The organism is Zoogloea sp. (assembly GCF_030157465.1).
Taxonomy (GTDB): domain Bacteria; phylum Pseudomonadota; class Gammaproteobacteria; order Burkholderiales; family Rhodocyclaceae; genus Zoogloea.
The window spans coordinates 54819-69222 of the sequence record NZ_JAOAUU010000169.1 but is presented as its reverse complement, the minus strand read 5'-3'; the positions used below and the strand labels follow the sequence as shown (position 1 = coordinate 69222).

17 protein-coding genes and 1 tRNA gene are annotated in these 14404 nt (G+C 63.8%); 3 read left to right on the top strand and 15 right to left on the bottom strand.

The annotated features are described in order from the left end of the window. The first annotated feature begins 255 nt into the window (after nucleotides 1-255). The gene (locus Q1W26_RS20705; protein WP_300444554.1) at nucleotides 256-1338 is read left to right on the top strand and encodes a toll/interleukin-1 receptor domain-containing protein; all 1083 of its coding nucleotides are present in this window, start codon (nucleotides 256-258) and stop codon (nucleotides 1336-1338) included. Nucleotides 1339-1370: 32 nt separating this feature from the next. On the opposite strand, the gene Q1W26_RS20700 is transcribed toward Q1W26_RS20705, so the two are convergent. From Q1W26_RS20700 to rpsU, 6 genes are all read right to left on the bottom strand, one after another. Beyond that, entirely contained in the window at nucleotides 1371-1625 is a 255-nt protein-coding gene (locus Q1W26_RS20700) for a hypothetical protein (RefSeq protein ID WP_300444552.1), read from the bottom strand. A 42-nt stretch (nucleotides 1626-1667) separates the two neighbouring features. Further along, nucleotides 1668-1744 (bottom strand) — tRNA-Ile (locus Q1W26_RS20695). A gap of 39 nt (nucleotides 1745-1783) precedes the next feature. After that, the gene (gene rpoD, locus Q1W26_RS20690) at nucleotides 1784-3739 is read right to left on the bottom strand and encodes an RNA polymerase sigma factor RpoD (protein WP_300444549.1); all 1956 of its coding nucleotides are present in this window, start codon (nucleotides 3737-3739) and stop codon (nucleotides 1784-1786) included. 78 nt (nucleotides 3740-3817) lie between these two features. After that, nucleotides 3818-5698: a DNA primase gene (gene dnaG, locus Q1W26_RS20685; RefSeq protein ID WP_300444546.1), complete on the bottom strand. Its 1881-nt coding sequence runs from the start codon at nucleotides 5696-5698 to the stop codon at nucleotides 3818-3820. Between the two features lie 52 nt (nucleotides 5699-5750). Then, nucleotides 5751-6197, bottom strand: a complete 447-nt coding sequence (locus Q1W26_RS20680) for a GatB/YqeY domain-containing protein (protein ID WP_300444544.1) — start codon at nucleotides 6195-6197, stop codon at nucleotides 5751-5753. Nucleotides 6198-6346: 149 nt separating this feature from the next. Next, nucleotides 6347-6559, bottom strand: a complete 213-nt coding sequence (rpsU, locus tag Q1W26_RS20675; protein WP_079432811.1) for a 30S ribosomal protein S21 — start codon at nucleotides 6557-6559, stop codon at nucleotides 6347-6349. A 130-nt stretch (nucleotides 6560-6689) separates the two neighbouring features. On the opposite strand from rpsU, the gene tsaD reads away from it, so the two are divergent. After that, nucleotides 6690-7727, top strand: a complete 1038-nt coding sequence (gene tsaD, locus Q1W26_RS20670) for a tRNA (adenosine(37)-N6)-threonylcarbamoyltransferase complex transferase subunit TsaD (protein ID WP_300444541.1) — start codon at nucleotides 6690-6692, stop codon at nucleotides 7725-7727. Between the two features lie 18 nt (nucleotides 7728-7745). On the opposite strand, the gene plsY is transcribed toward tsaD, so the two are convergent. After that, the gene (plsY, locus tag Q1W26_RS20665) at nucleotides 7746-8357 is read right to left on the bottom strand and encodes a glycerol-3-phosphate 1-O-acyltransferase PlsY (protein WP_300444538.1); all 612 of its coding nucleotides are present in this window, start codon (nucleotides 8355-8357) and stop codon (nucleotides 7746-7748) included. A 52-nt stretch (nucleotides 8358-8409) separates the two neighbouring features. Between plsY and Q1W26_RS20660 the strand changes: the two genes are divergently transcribed. Next, the gene (locus Q1W26_RS20660; RefSeq protein WP_300444535.1) at nucleotides 8410-8805 is read left to right on the top strand and encodes a dihydroneopterin aldolase; all 396 of its coding nucleotides are present in this window, start codon (nucleotides 8410-8412) and stop codon (nucleotides 8803-8805) included. A 42-nt stretch (nucleotides 8806-8847) separates the two neighbouring features. On the opposite strand, the gene Q1W26_RS20655 is transcribed toward Q1W26_RS20660, so the two are convergent. The 8 genes from Q1W26_RS20655 to Q1W26_RS20620 all read right to left on the bottom strand — a co-directional run bounded on the left by Q1W26_RS20655 (nucleotide 8848) and on the right by Q1W26_RS20620 (nucleotide 14400). Next, nucleotides 8848-9234 carry an H-NS histone family protein gene (locus Q1W26_RS20655; RefSeq protein WP_300444532.1) on the bottom strand — a complete coding sequence of 129 codons (387 nt, stop codon included), beginning with the start codon at nucleotides 9232-9234 and terminating at the stop codon, nucleotides 8848-8850. A gap of 191 nt (nucleotides 9235-9425) precedes the next feature. Further along, the gene (gene ybaK / locus Q1W26_RS20650) at nucleotides 9426-9917 is read right to left on the bottom strand and encodes a Cys-tRNA(Pro) deacylase (protein ID WP_300444598.1); all 492 of its coding nucleotides are present in this window, start codon (nucleotides 9915-9917) and stop codon (nucleotides 9426-9428) included. A gap of 79 nt (nucleotides 9918-9996) precedes the next feature. Next, complete coding sequence (locus Q1W26_RS20645; protein ID WP_300444530.1) at nucleotides 9997-10503, bottom strand: methylated-DNA--[protein]-cysteine S-methyltransferase; 507 nt, start codon at nucleotides 10501-10503, stop codon at nucleotides 9997-9999. 71 nt (nucleotides 10504-10574) lie between these two features. After that, a complete protein-coding gene (locus Q1W26_RS20640; RefSeq protein WP_300444528.1) occupies nucleotides 10575-11153 on the bottom strand; it encodes a chalcone isomerase family protein in 579 nt (192 codons plus the stop codon). 121 nt (nucleotides 11154-11274) lie between these two features. After that, on the bottom strand, nucleotides 11275-12552 hold the full coding sequence (locus Q1W26_RS20635; RefSeq protein WP_300444526.1) for a glutamate-5-semialdehyde dehydrogenase: 1278 nt from the start codon (nucleotides 12550-12552) through the stop codon (nucleotides 11275-11277). Between the two features lie 65 nt (nucleotides 12553-12617). Continuing rightward, nucleotides 12618-13649, bottom strand: coding sequence for a DNA polymerase III subunit delta (gene holA / locus Q1W26_RS20630; RefSeq protein WP_300444524.1), 1032 nt, complete (start codon nucleotides 13647-13649; stop codon nucleotides 12618-12620). Continuing rightward, a complete protein-coding gene (gene lptE / locus Q1W26_RS20625; RefSeq protein ID WP_300444522.1) occupies nucleotides 13646-14194 on the bottom strand; it encodes an LPS assembly lipoprotein LptE in 549 nt (182 codons plus the stop codon). The genes holA and lptE overlap by 4 nt, the downstream gene beginning before the upstream one ends. Further along, on the bottom strand, nucleotides 14191-14400 hold the full coding sequence (locus tag Q1W26_RS20620) for a hypothetical protein (protein WP_300444520.1): 210 nt from the start codon (nucleotides 14398-14400) through the stop codon (nucleotides 14191-14193). The genes lptE and Q1W26_RS20620 overlap by 4 nt, the downstream gene beginning before the upstream one ends. Between the last annotated feature and the right edge of the window lie 4 nt (nucleotides 14401-14404).

The following is a 14404-nucleotide window of genomic DNA, read 5'->3' as shown; positions in this document are numbered from 1 at the left end:
GATGCCGGGTCGATAAAGCTCATGTCTCCTCCATTGCCCTTATCGGGCATTTACAGACCGCCGGAAACAACGCTCTCCTTGAAGTCTTTTATCCGGCGGTCGTCTTTTCTTCTGCTTTTCCTGTCGTTCTCCCCACCTTTATCCTTCTTGCTGCCGGATGCCTGCAGCGAGCTTCCGCATCGCCCCGGCAGAATCTAAGATTGAATCGGCAGGTTCGGCCTGTTGAGGGGTTGGCGCCGTGGGGGAGGGCGGGCGATGGAATTCATTCTTGTTACCGGGACGACGTTTCCGCTGATTTTTCCGGGCTATGCCGCGGTGCGCCGTGCGGCCGACATGACCGGACGGGCGCTGGCCCGTGCGGGCTTCGGCTTGGTTACCGGCAACCCGCCTGGTGTGGACAGCATCGCTGCCGAGGCCTTCTGGGCCGAGTGTCAGCGCCTTGGACGCCACGCGCCGGACGGCTATCGCCAGCTCTGGCTGCCCCACTGGCAGCGCGGCCTGTGGCTGCCCGGTGCGGGCTTTGCCGCGCCGGAATCCTGTGTCACCGCATTGCGGAACACCCGTGAATGGATCGAGCACGCCATCACCCTTGCCGGGGCCGGGGTGATGATCGGCGGGCGACGTGGCGCGCTGGCCATCGCCGAGCGCTTCATCGACGCGGGCAAGCCCGTGTTGCCGGTGCCCTTCGCGGGCGGCGAGGCACGCAAGGTTTTCGAGGCCATTTTGCGCGACTGGGATCTGGCGCCCGTGCCCGGCCTGAGCCAGCGCCAGTTCCTGCGCCTGGCCATTCCGTGGGTCGGGCACACCGGCGCCCTGACCAAGCTGCTGCTCGGAACCCTGGTTGAAACCGCCGACGTGTTCGTCTCGTATCGGCGCAGCGATACCGATCTCACCGCCGGACGGCTGCATGGCGATCTCGTCGATGAATACGGGCGGGGGCGTGTGTTCATGGACCGGCACGGCATTGTGCCGAGCGCCGACTGGCTGGCGACAATCGATGCCGCGGTGTCCGCCTGCCGGCTTGGCATCGTGATCATCGGGCCGGGCTGGCTGGCCGCCGATGCAAGCGGTCAGCCGCGTCTTTCAAGCCCGGCCGACATCGTCCGTCGGGAGGTGTGCGGGCTGCTCGCCAAAAACCGGCGCCTGCTGCCCGTGCTGGTTGGCGGCGCCCAGCTTCCGCCACTCGAATCACTGCCTGAAGCGCTGCGTGTCCTGACCAAATACCAGGCGATCGCCCTCGATAATTCCAACTGGGAGGCGGGGCTTCAGCAGATCGTTGCCGTGATCGACGCCGAAATCAGCGCTCCGGCCAAGGCGGTGGACAGCGCTGTCGGCTGAGCGAAGGCGTCTTCGCCGCGCCGCCAACGCAGCTACTTCCGGCCGAGCCGGGATATCAGCTTCTCCCGCCGCAGGGCTCCGCGCCGATTCCTGCGCAGATCGAGCGCCAGCATCACGAAGCCCGCGATGACCGCGCCGATGCAGCACCCGATAATCACAAATCCCATTACTCCATGCATGGCAGAACGGGCCCCTTTCGTTTTTGACAACCGGCTGCAGTGATGCCGCATCAGGCCGATGGATTGCTTGAAATTGCGTACCGCTTCCTGAGCGGGCAGGAAAAGCAAAAGGCCAGCCCTCGTGAGGCTGGCCTAAGTGCTTGATGCATATGGTGGGCCGTGCTGGACTTGAACCAGCGACCAAGCGATTATGAGTCGCCTGCTCTAACCAACTGAGCTAACGGCCCGGAAACCGGGTCGGGCTGCGGTGCAGCCCGTGAAACTGTTTACGCTTCGTTGTCGAGGAAGCTGCGCAGGCGCTCCGAGCGGCTCGGGTGACGCAGTTTGCGCAGGGCCTTGGCTTCGATCTGGCGGATGCGTTCGCGGGTCACGTCGAACTGCTTGCCGACTTCTTCCAGCGTGTGGTCGGTGTTCATCTCGATGCCGAAGCGCATGCGCAGAACCTTGGCTTCCCGCGGGGTGAGGGAGTCGAGGACTTCCTTGGTGGCGTCACGCAGGCTGGAGTACAGCGCTGCTTCGGCCGGCGCGAGGGTCGCATTATCCTCGATGAAGTCGCCCAGGTGGGAGTCGTCGTCGTCACCGATCGGCGTTTCCATGGAAATGGGTTCCTTGGAGATCTTGAGGATCTTGCGGATCTTCTCCTCGGGCATTTCCATCTTTTCGGCCAGGGTGGCGGGATCGGGCTCGTTGCCGGTTTCCTGCAGGATCTGGCGGCTGATCCGGTTCATCTTGTTGATCGTTTCGATCATGTGCACCGGAATGCGGATGGTCCGCGCCTGGTCGGCGATCGAGCGGGTGATGGCCTGACGGATCCACCAGGTGGCGTAGGTGGAGAACTTGTAGCCGCGACGGTATTCGAACTTGTCCACCGCCTTCATCAGGCCGATGTTGCCTTCCTGGATCAGGTCGAGGAACTGCAGGCCGCGGTTGGTGTACTTCTTGGCGATGGAGATCACGAGGCGCAGGTTGGCTTCGGTCATTTCGCGCTTGGCGCGGCGGGCCTTGGCCTCGCCGGTGGACATTTGCTTGTTGATGTCCTTGAGTTCCTTGAGCGGAATGCCGATGCGGTTCTGCAGGTCGATGAGCTTTTGCTGCTCTTCAAGCACGGCGGGCTGCATGCGCATCAGCACCGGGGCGTTCTTGGGGCCGGCGCTGATTTCTTCCTTGAGCCAGTCCAGGTCGGTTTCGTGGCCCGGGAAGCTCTTGATGAAGTGCGGGCGCGGCATGCCGGCCTTTTCGACGCACAGGTTCAGGATCTTGCGCTCGTGGGAGCGGGCCTGGTCGACCATGTGGCGCACGGCGTCACAGAGGCGCTCGGTGGTGCGCGCGGTGAAGCGGATGTTCATCAGCTCGGCGGAGACCTGCTCCTGGAGCTTCATGTAGGCCTTGTCTTGGTAGCCCTTTTTCTGGAGGGCCGTGGCCATCTTTTCGTAGAGGCTGCGCAGGTTGGCGAAGCGCTCGAGGGCTTCGGCCTTCATCTTGATCAGGGATGCCGACTGGGCACCGCTGCCATCCGGATCGGCGTCTTCTTCTTCCTCGGCTTCGTCAACTTCGAGCTCTTCGCTTTCGGCGAGGGCTTCGATGTTGTCGACCGCGTTCGGGTCGATCAGGCCGTCGATCAGTTCGTCGATGCGCATCTCTTCGCGGCCGATCTTGTCGGCGGCTTCAAGGATGTCGGCAATCGTCGTCGGACAGGCGGAAATCGCCTGGATCATGTGCTTGAGGCCTTCCTCGATGCGCTTGGCGATTTCGATTTCGCCTTCGCGGGTGAGGAGCTCGACGGTGCCCATCTCGCGCATGTACATGCGGACGGGGTCGGTGGTGCGGCCGAATTCGGAATCGACGGCGGACAGCGTTTGCTCGGCTTCGGCTTCGGCCTGCTCGTCATCGACCACCGTGGGCGCGACTTCGGACATCAGCAGGTCTTCCGCGGCGGGGGCCACGTCGAACACCTGGATGCCCATGTCGTTGAAGGTGCTGATGATCGACTCGATCTGCTCGGCGTCGACGAGGTCGTCGGGCAGGTGGTCGTTGATTTCGGCGTAGGTCAGGTAGCCCCGTTCCTTGCCGAGGGCGATCAGGGTCTTGAGCCGCGTGCGGCGGACTTCCGCCTCTTCAGCCGAGGGGGCCTCGGCGATCATCGGGGCGAGTTTGTCCTTGACCTTCGCTGCTCGCGGCTTGGCAGGCGCTTTGCGCGGTGTTTTGGGCTTTTCCGTGGTCATGGGTGCTGTCCTCGATTTGTCGTCCGATTTGTCATCGGTTGTCTCGGCGGCGCGTTTTTCGCGAAACCGAAAATTATATTACGAATCTGATGCTTTGGGGCGTGTCCGGAGCTTCTGTTTGTGCAGTAGTAACTCTGCGAGCTGGCGTCGCTCGGCCGGATTGAGGCCGTTTTCGCGCTCACGGGCGTTCAGTGCGTCGATCTCGCGGCTGACGGCGTCGGCTTCCAGTTTCTTGACGGTGTCGTTGAACAGGGGTTCGATCGACGCGTCTTCGAAGGTGGTGTCAGCCAGTAGACCCGCCATGCGGGCGAGAATTTCCGCGTGGGGTGTTTCCCGGTAGTGCTCGAGCAGGGCGCCGATGCCGTGGGTTGGCAGCTCGCCGACGCTCATGGCGTCGGTGAGCGCGATCAGGGCCCGGCCTTCCGGGGTGTCGTGGGGTAGCAGGTCGATGGGCAGGCGGGCGGCCCAGAGCGGGTGCTGGACGACCAGCTTGAGCAGGGTTTCGACGGCGGTTTGCGGCGCCTGGCGTGGCGGCATGCGGGGAAAACCGGAGCCTTGCCGGCGTTTGCCGCGAAAGTTGCCGTTGTTGCCGAAGCCTCCGCCAAAGTCGCGATCGAAGCCGCCGCGTTCAAAGTTGCCTTCGAAAGGCGGCGCTTCGTCGAATCGGCGGGGCTGTGCCGAGGCATTCTTGAGACCGAAGGATTGCTCGACTTCGGCCTGGGTGAAGCCTGCCGTTTCGGCGAGCATCTTGATGACCTGCAGGCGCAGCAGCGGTGCGCCGATGCGGGTGACCAGCGGTTTGGCTTCGTGCACCAGCCTTGCGCAACCTTCGGCGGTGCCAAGATCGATGTCTTTCTTGAGCTCGGCGAGAAGGAATTCGGCCAGCGGCAGCGCGCGGTTCATTGCGCTGCGGAAGGCGTCCGGCCCCTCCGCGCGCACAAAACTGTCGGGGTCGTGTTCTTCGGGCAAAAACAGGAAGCTCAGTGTCTTGTTGTCGGCAAGGTGTTCGAGGCTGACTTCGAGGGCCCGCCCGGCGGCGCGGCGGCCGGCGGCGTCGCCGTCGAAGCAAAATACGACGCGGTCGGTGAGGCGCAGGAGCTTCTGGATGTGGTGGGGCGTGGCGGCCGTGCCGAGGGTGGCGACGGCATTGCCGACTCCGAACTGGGCGAGGCCGACGACGTCCATGTAGCCTTCGACGACCAGTACGCATTCCTGGTCGCGCACCGCCTGGCGCGCCTGGACGAGGCCGTAGAGTTCACGGCCCTTTTCGAAGATCGGCGTTTCGGGCGAGTTGAGGTACTTGGGCTCGCCCTTGCCGAGCACCCGGCCGCCGAAGCCAATCACGTTGCCGCGCTGATCCTGGATCGGGAACATGATCCGGTCGCGAAAGCGGTCGTAGCGGCGGCCCTGTTCGTTCTCGAGCACCAGGCCGCATTCGAGCAGGCTGGCGGCGGTGTAGTCGGGGAAGGCGGCCTGCAGCGCCTGCCAGCCTTCGGGGGCGAAGCCTATGCCGTAGCGGGCGGCGATCTCGCCGGAGAGGCCGCGACGCTTGAGGTAATCGATGGCGATCGGGCTGCGCTTGAGCTGTTCTTTGTAGAAGCGCGCGGCCTGGGCCATGACTTCGGTCAGGGATTGGTCCCGGGCGCGGTCGTGGTTCGGCGTGAAGTCATCCTGCGGGACTTCCATGCCCACCGAGCTGGCGAGTTCCTTCACGGCGTCGATGAAACCGAGGCCGCTGTATTCCATCAGGAAGCTGATCGCGCTGCCATGTACGCCGCAGCCAAAGCAGTGGTAGAACTGCTTGGTCGGGCTGACCGAGAAGGAGGCGGATTTTTCGCCGTGGAAGGGGCAGCAGGCGAAATAGTTCGCACCGCCCTTCTTGAGCGGCAGGTAGCGTTCGACCACCTCGACGATGTCGACGCGGGCGAGTAGATCCTGGATGAAGGATTGCGGAATCATGATGTACGGCCGGCGCCAGGGGCTTGGACCCAGGGCGCCGTACTCATGAATCCTAGTTGGCGAGTCGTGATTTCACCAGCTTCGAAACTTCGGCCATGTCGGCCTTGCCGGCGAGCTGCGGCTTGAGGACGGCCATAAGCTTGCCCATGTCGGCGGCGCTGGCGGCACCGGTGGATTTGATCGCTTCATCAACGATGGCGGCGATCTGCCCGGCATCGAGGCCGGCCGGCTTGTAGGCATTGAGAACATCGATCTCGAAGCGCTCGGCGCTGGCCAGATCGAAGCGCTGGGCGCCTTCGTACTGGGCGACGGAGTCGCGGCGCTGCTTGAGCATCTTGTCTAAAACTGCGATGACTGCCGCGTCGTCCAGTTCGATGCGCTCATCCACTTCCTTTTGCTTGATTGCTGCGAGCAGCAGGCGAATGGCGGACAGACGGGCGGTTTCCTTGGCGCGCATGGCGGCCTTCATGTCGTCGTTGATCTGGGCTTTGAGGGACATGAGCGAGATTCCTGGCGTGTGGCGTGGAGGCGAAATGACGACCTGCTTCAGCTCCGGTGCTGGGGGCTGAGTACAAAAGGCAAACGCCACGCGCTCGCGCAAAATGCGCGTATCGCGTGGCGAGCGGGAAGCGTGTACTTGGGTGCTGCTTAGTACATCTTCGGCGGCAGGGTCTGGCTGCGCAGGCGCTTGTGATGGCGCTTGACGGCAGCGGCGAGCTTGCGCTTGCGTTCGGCGGTCGGCTTTTCGTAGAACTCGCGCGAGCGGAGTTCGGGCAGCAGGCCCACTTTTTCAATGGTGCGCTTGAAGCGGCGGATGGCTACTTCAAACGGCTCGTTTTCTTTGACGCGAATACCCGGCATTGCGTGCTTCCTCGAAAATTCTTTTGACGGAAAAACGAGGAGTATATCCAAGTCGCTGTTGACCTCCAAGCCCCTTTTTCGCTTTGTGGACCGCAGAGAGGTAAAATCCCGTTTTTTCGTCGAGATGACCATGCGCGTTCTGGGTATAGAAACCTCCTGCGACGAGACCGGGGTAGCTGTCTACGATACGGCGCTGGGCCTGCTTGGCCACCGCCTCCATTCCCAGATCGACCTGCATGCGGCCTACGGCGGCGTGGTGCCCGAGTTGGCCTCCCGCGACCACATCCGTCGCCTGCCGCTGCTGCTGCGCGAAACCCTCGAGGCCACCGGGCTGGTCATGAGCGACATCGACGCCATCGCCTACACGTCCGGGCCGGGGCTTGCCGGCGCGCTGCTCGTGGGCTCCAGCGTGGCCGAGGCGCTGGGGGTTGCGCTGGGGGTGCCGGCCTTGCCGGTGCATCACCTGGAAGGCCACCTGCTGTCGCCGCTGCTGTCGGCCACGCCGCCGGGCTTTCCGTTTGTGGCGCTGCTGGTTTCCGGTGGGCATACCCAGTTGATGCGGGTGGCCGGCGTGGGCGATTACACGCTGCTGGGCGAGACCGTGGATGACGCGGCCGGTGAGGCTTTCGACAAGACCGCCAAGCTGATCGGGCTGCCTTACCCCGGCGGGCCGGCGCTGGCCGGGCTGGCGCTCGAAGGTACGCCGGGGCGCTTCAAGTTGCCGCGCCCGATGCTGCACAGTAAGGATTTCGATTTCAGTTTCAGCGGGCTCAAGACGGCGGTGCTGACTGCTGCCTCGGCGCCTGGGTTTGTCGAGTCCGATCGGGCCGATCTGGCGGCCGAGTTTCAGGCCGCTGCGGTGGATGTGCTGGTCGCCAAGTCGATGGCGGCGCTCAAGCATACGGGGCTCAAGCAACTGGTCGTGGCTGGGGGCGTTGGCGCAAACCTGGCGCTGCGTGCCGGGCTGAATGCGGCCGCGGCAAAGCGCAGGGCGAAGGTTTTCTACCCCGAGATGGAGTTATGCACCGACAACGGCGCGATGATCGCTTTTGCCGGCGCGATGCGTTTGATGGCGGGCGAGCAGGCGATGCCCTCGGATGGCCGCTTCGCGGTGCGGCCGCGCTGGAGCCTGCAGGAAATCACGCCGCCGAAAGTCGGCGTGGCGTGAGGTTGGCGGTGCGAGGGTTCAGGCCTCTTTTTTCTTGCTGCCGATGCGGCTTTCCTGGCCGGCGACAAGGCGCTTGATGTTGTCCTTGTGACGCCACAGCAGCAGGGCCGACATGAAGCTGATGGAAATGATCCAGTTGTTGTCGAGTCCGAATACCAGCGCCAGCGCCGGCGATGCCAGCGCGGCGCACAGTGCGGCAAGAGACGAATAGCGCAGGGTGAAGGCCACGCCGAGCCACACGCCGAAGACGGCAAGCCCGAGCCAGCCGCTGGCGCCGAGCAGCACGCCGGCGGCGGTGGCGACGCCCTTGCCGCCCTTGAAGCGAAGGAAGATCGGGAACAGGTGGCCAAGGAAGGCGGCGAGCGCTGCTGCCGGTACGGCCAGCGCATCAAGGCCGGCAGCGGGGGCGATGGCTGCAGCCAGCACAACGGCCAGCCAGCCCTTGAATGCGTCGCCGGCAAGGGTTAGGGCCGCCGCGAGCTTGTTGCCGCTGCGCAGTACGTTGGTGGCGCCGGGGTTGCCCGAGCCGTAGGTGCGGGGGTCGGCCATGCCGAAAACGCGGCTGACGACGACGGCGAAAGAGATGGAGCCGATCAGGTAGGCGGCAATGAGCAGGAGCGCGAGTTGCATTTTTTTGGAGAAGCGCGAGCTAGAATGGCCGCGATTTTAGCCGGGACAGAGCATGGATTTCATTTTTATCGAAGCATTGCGGGTCAAGTCCAGGCTTGGCATCTATCCGCGGGAGCGGGTGACTGAACAGACGCTGGAGCTGAATCTGACTTTCGGCGTGCCCGATGCGGCGGCCGAGCATGACGATATTGCCGATACGATCGATTACGCGAGGGTAATTGAACGCATCCGTGAAGAGCTGGCGGTGCACCAATTCAATCTGATCGAGACGCTGGGGGAATTCATCGTCAAGATGTTGTTCGACGAATTTGGTGCGCCGTGGGTAAAGCTCGCCATTGCCAAGATCGGGGTGATGAAGGATGTACGGCGTGTCGGCGTATTCATCGAGCGGGGGCGCAACGGCGTCGAGCCGCCCGATCACGCGCCAACCGCAGGCTTGCCGCGCTGAGCACGAAAGGCCTGCAATCGATTGCAGGCCAGGCAACCACAATCAGGCTGCGGTAAGCGCTGCGGCGTCGGCGCGCAGCTCGTCGAGGGCCTTGCCCTGGGCCAGCCAGTCGATGACCCACTGGGGCTTGCGACCGTGGCCGGTCCAGCCGATGGCGGGGTTTTCGGGGTGGCGGAACTTGACCACCGAGGCCGGCTTGGCGGCTTTCTTGACCGGCTTGGCGGCAGCGGCCTTTTTGGGGGCGGCCGCCGGCTTTTCGGAGGCTTCCTGGCCAAGTACCTCGTTGAGGCTCATGCCGTGCTCCGCAGCCAGCTTCTGCATGCGCTTGAGCAGATCCTTCTTGGCGGTATCGGAACGACGGCGAATTTCTGCTTCTACTTTGGTCTGGAGACGACGCAATTCGTTCAGGGAAAGGGAGGAGATATCCATGGCGCTGTTTTCCTTGGTCCTGGCGTTTCGGGACGACCGTTTTTTTTAAGTATGGATGGAGGGGTGGCCGCCGTAAGGTTGCTCAAATGATCTCGTCAAATGGGCCCGTCGAATGAGGCTTTCTTGAAGCCTTTATTCTGTCGGCTATTTTGCCATTATTGACTCACGACTTGGCAAGTGTTTTTTGGCTTTTATTCCAGTGCCACATTAACCAGCCCGGGCTGCAGCATGCGCAGGATGTCGTGGGGGTGAACACCGACCAGGAATCCTCTTTTTCCGCCATTGATGTAAATGAGGGGAAGGTCGAGGATGCTGCGTTCCATGAATACCGGCAGGGTCTTTTTTGTTCCGAAAGGCGATGTGCCTCCGACCAGATAGCCCGTGTGTCGCTGGGCGACCGCCGGGTCGCAGGGGCTGATCTGTTTGTGGCCGGTCTGGCGTGCGAGTTCTTTGGTGGATACCTTGCGATCACCGTGCATCAATACGATGAGGGGCTGGCGGCTTTCGTCTTCCATTACCAGGGTTTTCACGACGGCGTGTTCTGCGACATTGAGTTCGCGGGAAGATACCTTGGTGCCGCCGTGATCTTCATAGTTGTAAAGATGTGTTGAAAAGGGCGTGTGGTGCTGGCGCAGGAAACGCGTGGCAAGGGTTTCCGGGGCGTTGTGGTCTGAGCGTGACATGGCGGTCGGCGAATGAAGTGTTGAGTCGGTTGTTGCGCTGCAGCGAAAAATCAATTGCAGGGAGTGGTGCTCCGTGTATTCACAGTACGCCCTCGTGGTGCAATAGCCAGCGTTTTGTATCAATAAGAAAACCGCCGTTGTCGTGGGCGAATCCGCCCAGCCCGGTGGCAGCGACAACGCGGTGGCAGGGGACGACAATTGGAAATGGATTGTCACCGCAGGCCTGGCCGACGGCCCGGGCGGCGCTGTTTGCGGTCTGCGCCAGTTCGCCGTAAGTGCGCGTCCGGCCGCGGGGAATGGCCGCGATGGCGGCCCAGATGCGTCGGCGGAATTCGCTTCCGCCGGGGGCGAGCGGGAGATCGAAGCGGTAATCGGGGTCGGCGAGGTAGTGCCCGAGTTGATGCAGCGCCATTTCAGCAATGGTATTGGCCGGCGCGGCGGTGGAATGTCCGGGTGGCAGGAATTCGATTCCACGGAGGTATTGCCCGTCGCTGACAATACCCAAGGCCCCGAATGGCGTTGCCATTACCGCTGAAAAATCCTGTGGCTGGGTGTGTGTGCCAGGTTGGGTGATGGACGCTTTCATGAGAGGAATTCTGCGCGCGCAACGGTGCTCCGGCAAGGGCATCGGCCCCGTCTGAATTGGCTTTGGCTGATTCAGTTGATTCCGAGAAGGGCGTTTTTGAGTTCGGCGTCGACGGGTTTGTCGCCGAGCCAGATTCGCAGCAGGGCGCGGTAGAAATCCTCACCGGGAATGTCCGTGCCGCGGACTTCATTGCCCACTGAAAGTCGGGTGCCGTTGCCGGGGATCCATTCGAGGCGGATCCGGGTGCTGCTCGTTGCTGATTTGAGGTTTAGCAGCGCATTGCGGAAATCGTCGCTGCGGGCCTGCAGTTTGATGAATTCGGCGTCGCTGTGATTCTTTTTCAGGCCTTCGATGAGGGCGTCGGCAAATTGCTCGGCGGTCAGCTCGCGCAGCGTGACGATCTGGATGCGTTTCGGGCCGCTTGTTGCGGCGATGGCGTCGAGGCTGCCGGCGCGCTTTGGAAGATAGAGGCCGATGGCGTACACCTTGAGCATGAAGCGGGTGCGCAGGCCGGCGCCGTTGAGGCTGATTTCGCTGCCTGAAAGACTGGCTTTGTCGTCGAAGTGCACGCCGGCAATGTCGGCGGCGAAGGCGGGCAGGCTGGTGCAGAGGGCGGCGGCTAAAAATGCGCGGCGCAGGAATGTGTGCATGCTGGTCTCCTGGGTGGGTCTGGATGTGAAAACGCCCGTTCGTCGCATTTTTACACGATTTCGAACGGGCGTTTTAATCCTGGCCGGGAAGACTTCCGGCCACGCGGTTTGGGTCAGCTTGTCAGGCGCGTACCTGGCCGTCGCCGAAGACGATCCACTTCTGGCTGGTGAGGCCGTCAAGGCCGACCGGGCCGCGGGCGTGGATCTTGTTGGTGGAGATGCCGATCTCGGCGCCGAGGCCGTATTCGAAGCCGTCGGCAAAGCGCGTCGAGGCGTTGATCATCACCGAGGCGGAGTCGACTTCGCGCAGGAAGCGCATGGCGCGGGTGTAGTTTTCGCTGACGATGGCTTCGGTGTGACCGGAGGAATAGCGGTTTATGTGATCAATGGCGGCGTCGAGGCCGGCAACGATCTTGACGGCGATGATCGGGGCGAGGAATTCCTCTGACCAGTCGGATTCAACGGCTTCCTTGAGCTGTGCAGCGGGTACGCCGGCCTTTTGCAGGATGGCGAGCGAAGCCGGGCAGGCGCGTATCTCGACACCCTTGCCGGCGAGCATGGCGCCGATGGCGGGCAGCTGGGCGTCGGCGATGGCGGCATCGACCAGCAGCGATTCGGTGGTGTTGCAGGTGCCGTAGCGCTGGGTCTTGGCGTTTTCGACGATGCCGAGGGCCTTGGCCGCATCGGCGAATTCATCGACGAAGACGTGGCAGTTGCCGTCCAGGTGCTTGATGACCGGCACGCGGGCGTCGCGGGAGATGCGCTCGATGAGGCTCTTGCCGCCGCGGGGGACGATGACGTCCACGAACTCGGGCATGGCGATGAGTTCGCCCACCGCGGCACGGTCGGTGGTGTCGATGACCTGGATCGCCAGTTCGGGCAGCCCGGCAGCGGCGAGGCCGGCGCGGACGCAGTCGGCGATGGCCTGGTTGGAGTGCAGGGCTTCCTTGCCGCCGCGGAGGATGGCGGCGTTGCCGGATTTGAGGCACAGGGCAGCGGCGTCGGCGGTGACGTTGGGGCGGGCTTCGTAAATGATGCCGATGACGCCCAGCGGCACGCGCATCTTGCCGACGGTGATGCCGGAGGGGCGGCGCTTGAGATCGGTCATCTCGCCAACCGGGTCGGGCAGCGCGGCAACCTGTTCTAGGCCGACCGCCATGGCCTCGATGCCCTTGGCGGAGAGGGTCAGGCGATCAATCATGGCCGGCTCGAGGCCGTTGGCGCGGGCTTCGTCCAGGTCGCGCTGGTTGGCGGCGGATAGCGCCACCTGGCGGGCACGGATTTCGGCGGCCATGGCCAGAAGGGCCTTGTTCTTGGCGTCGGTGGAGGCGGCTGCCACCGCGCGGGAGGCGGTGCGGGCCTGGCGGCCGACGGTCTGCATGTAGGTCTTGATGTCCATCTCGTCTCGCTTTGAATCGGTTTGCGGCGGCTTGGGGGGCGGCTTTGGGGCGGCTTCGGGGAGTTTTAACGCCGTGCCGGAGCCTGGCTTGTGCTGCGGGTGAGGCGCAGGCACAGCTGGAGGAATTCGTCCCAGACGTCGCCTCGTGCCAGACCCTTGATCATCCGGTCAATTTTGGCGGCGTGCAAGATCGAGGTGCGAAGCTGGCCGGCACCAAGGCGGGGCAGGGCGCGTTGGATGGCCTGTTTGCGGCGGTCGTCGAAAATCCGCTCGGCCTTGAGCAGGCCTTGCAAGGGCTGGCCGTCGTCCATGCCCTGGCGCAGGTTGGCGAGGGTGCGGATCTCGTTGGCGAGTGCCCACAGCACCAGCGGCGTGGCTTCGCCTTCGCCCTTGAGGCCATCGAGGAGGCGCGCGCAGCGGGCTGCGTCGCCTTCGAGGAGCGCCTGGCGCAGCGCGTCCACGTCGTAGCGGGCAACGTTGAGGACGGCCTCGCGCATGGCCTCGAGGCTGATGTCGCCGGGCGGGTGGAGGAGGCCGAGTTTGAGGATTTCCTGGTGCGCGGCGAGCAGGTTGCCTTCGACGTGTTCGGCGATGAAGGCCAGTGCGTCGGCGGGTGCCCGCTGTTGCTGGCGGGCCAGGCGCTGGGCGATCCAGTCGGGTAGGCGTTCGCGTTCGGGGGCGTTGAGTTCGATGGCCACGCCGGCTTCCAGCAGGGCGGTGAACCAGCTGGCTTTGCGGGCCGCCCAGTCGAGCTCGGGCAGGGTGATCAGCGTGACGATGCCGTCGTCCCGGATGCGGGCGTAGCGTTGCAGGGCTTCGCCACCGTCGCGTCCGGGCTTGCCGTTGGGAATGCGCAGGTCGATGAGCTTGCTGGCACCGAACAGCGACAGGTTGCCTGCAACCGATTGCAGCTCGCTCCAGCGAAAACCCTGGCCGGCGACCAGCACCTCGCGCTCGGCGTAGCCCTGCTTGCGCGCCGCGTTGCGGATGGCGTCACCGGCTTCGAGCACCAGCAGGGGCTCGTTGCCGTGCAGGATATAGAGCGGCGCGAGGGGCTTGTCGAGGTGGGCCGAAAGCTGTTCGGGGCGCAGGTTCACGGCTTGGGGGTGGGCGCCGGAGCCGGCGCTGCTTCGGGCATTTTTGCCGCGGCAAGCCGGCGCATCAGTTGCTGCACGAGGTCGTTCTGCATGTCGCGGTAGAGCAGGGTTTCTTCTTGCTGTTTGGCGAGGAGCTGGGTGTCGTCGAAGGCCAGTTCGCGACGCAGGAAGATTTCGTTCGAGGGCATGACTTCCTGCCCGGATTTGCTCACCAGCCGGAAAACGAAGCGCTGGCGGAGCTGGTATTCCCGCACCCGGCCCTGGGTGTTGAGGGCCAGGATGATCTTGTCCTTGATGTCGGCCATCACCTCGAGACGGACATCGGCGTCTGCGGGTGTTTCCGTGAGGCGGGTGCTGCCGTTGGCGCGAATCTCGCGCCGGATGGCGGCGGCGAGTTCGGAGTAGGGGCCCATGCCCAGGTAGAGCGACTCGAAGGGCAGCGGGCGCTGGCCGCGCAGCTTGAAGCCGCATCCGGCCAGCAGCAGCGGCGTGGCGCCGAGAAGGGCGAGGGCCCGGCGACGGCCGGCAAGGCGGGTGGGGCTCATTGGGGTGATTTCTCCTTGAGACGCTGGCGCTCTTGTTCGTAAGCCTCGTAGCTTGTTGCGGGCGGGTCGCGGTTGATGTCGCGACCCGGTTCGTATTGGCGTCGGGCGTTTTCCATACGCAGCCCTTCGTAGAGGTTACGGTCCCGCGGGCTGCTGGCGCAGCCGCTCAAGAGGGCAACCAGAACTGCACAAAAAAGGATGCGCATGATG

Coding starts and splice junctions, on each gene's coding strand:
- Q1W26_RS20705 (WP_300444554.1), top strand. CDS start 256: ATGGAATTCATTCTTGTTACCGGGACGACGTTTCCGCTGATTTTTCCG.
- rpoD (WP_300444549.1), bottom strand. CDS start 3,739: ATGACCACGGAAAAGCCCAAAACACCGCGCAAAGCGCCTGCCAAGCCG.
- dnaG (WP_300444546.1), bottom strand. CDS start 5,698: ATGATTCCGCAATCCTTCATCCAGGATCTACTCGCCCGCGTCGACATC.
- Q1W26_RS20680 (WP_300444544.1), bottom strand. CDS start 6,197: ATGTCCCTCAAAGCCCAGATCAACGACGACATGAAGGCCGCCATGCGC.
- rpsU (WP_079432811.1), bottom strand. CDS start 6,559: ATGCCGGGTATTCGCGTCAAAGAAAACGAGCCGTTTGAAGTAGCCATC.
- tsaD (WP_300444541.1), top strand. CDS start 6,690: ATGCGCGTTCTGGGTATAGAAACCTCCTGCGACGAGACCGGGGTAGCT.
- plsY (WP_300444538.1), bottom strand. CDS start 8,357: ATGCAACTCGCGCTCCTGCTCATTGCCGCCTACCTGATCGGCTCCATC.
- Q1W26_RS20660 (WP_300444535.1), top strand. CDS start 8,410: ATGGATTTCATTTTTATCGAAGCATTGCGGGTCAAGTCCAGGCTTGGC.
- Q1W26_RS20655 (WP_300444532.1), bottom strand. CDS start 9,234: ATGGATATCTCCTCCCTTTCCCTGAACGAATTGCGTCGTCTCCAGACC.
- ybaK (WP_300444598.1), bottom strand. CDS start 9,917: ATGTCACGCTCAGACCACAACGCCCCGGAAACCCTTGCCACGCGTTTC.
- Q1W26_RS20645 (WP_300444530.1), bottom strand. CDS start 10,503: ATGAAAGCGTCCATCACCCAACCTGGCACACACACCCAGCCACAGGAT.
- Q1W26_RS20640 (WP_300444528.1), bottom strand. CDS start 11,153: ATGCACACATTCCTGCGCCGCGCATTTTTAGCCGCCGCCCTCTGCACC.
- Q1W26_RS20635 (WP_300444526.1), bottom strand. CDS start 12,552: ATGGACATCAAGACCTACATGCAGACCGTCGGCCGCCAGGCCCGCACC.
- lptE (WP_300444522.1), bottom strand. CDS start 14,194: ATGAGCCCCACCCGCCTTGCCGGCCGTCGCCGGGCCCTCGCCCTTCTC.
- Q1W26_RS20620 (WP_300444520.1), bottom strand. CDS start 14,400: ATGCGCATCCTTTTTTGTGCAGTTCTGGTTGCCCTCTTGAGCGGCTGC.